This window comes from Bacillus sp. SIMBA_074, assembly GCF_046534555.1.
Classification (GTDB): domain Bacteria; phylum Bacillota; class Bacilli; order Bacillales; family Bacillaceae_G; genus Bacillus_A; species Bacillus_A mycoides.
Genome location: NZ_JAWRYM010000108.1, coordinates 1 through 481, shown reverse-complemented (window position 1 = coordinate 481; position 481 = coordinate 1). Strand labels below are relative to the sequence as shown.

Annotated in this window: 1 protein-coding gene; it reads right to left on the bottom strand. The window is 47.8% G+C overall.

Annotated elements, in window-relative coordinates:
• The coding region (locus SB773_RS30025; protein ID WP_486304300.1) for a response regulator at positions 1-329 on the bottom strand (329 nt) is incomplete at its 3' end.
• Positions 330-481 lie beyond the last annotated feature (152 nt).

The window sequence follows — 481 nt, the reverse complement described above, 5'->3', positions numbered from 1 at the left end:
AGCTGTCCAGTTTGAACTGGCTTCACAATCACCCAGAGTCCCAAATTTCGAAAAAACGGTTCCCACATCAGCTCTTGTGGCGAACACGCTGCAATAAAGGAGAGCTGAGGATAAGCGAGACGGAATTGCTGACAAAGCACACCTCTTTCTGCTCCCCTTATTGTTCCTAGCATTACCATGTCAGGGCCCGTTGTCTGTAGCATTTTCCATGCCTCATCGATGCCTGTGGCTATTCCACAAATCTCAAGCCACGTACTTTCAGCCAGTTGTCTTACTAATGCGCTCGTAGAATCCTTATCGTCATCTACTATGAGCAAGCGCTTTTTCATTCATAGTCCTCCTCACGGTTACCCCATCTTTTCTTTGTTCTCATTAACGCAGTAGCAAACTGGGCGTCGCCTACTCCTGCCTTTTGCCCCTCAAGCACTGCAGCCAATCCCAAGCGGATTTTACCGTAATGAAGTGCGTGAGTTAACATGAC